The 322-nt window shown below is 45.0% G+C and carries 1 protein-coding gene; it reads right to left on the bottom strand.

Features of this window, described 5'->3' with window-relative positions:
- On the bottom strand, positions 1 to 322 hold a 322-nt coding region (locus tag AB4585_RS28680; protein WP_372172176.1), incomplete at both ends, for a hypothetical protein.

A 322-nucleotide genomic window follows, 5' to 3' on the forward strand; every position in this document is an offset into this window, starting at 1 on the left:
CCTGCACTACCATTGAACTTAACTTTCATTGGTTCAGGTAGGCCTTGGTCTTTGTACACCTTCGAGATTTCGTTAGACAACATGGTGCCTACGCTTCGGTCGGTGTTGATGATTGGGAATTCAGCCTCAACAGCAGCACCATTCTCTAGAGCAGGAATCGCCGTTTGGATAAGTTTGCGGTCCAATACATCTTCAAGATTATGGTTTTGCTCAATCTGGTTAAATACGCCGTCTTCTGCACGCGCTGGTTCTACGTGTAGAACTGGCGTCAAATCTAGGTTCTTGTATTTCCAGTGTGCGATATCTTCACGAACTTTTAGTT

Source organism: Vibrio sp. 10N.222.49.C9 (assembly GCF_041474985.1).
Classification (GTDB): domain Bacteria; phylum Pseudomonadota; class Gammaproteobacteria; order Enterobacterales; family Vibrionaceae; genus Vibrio; species Vibrio crassostreae_C.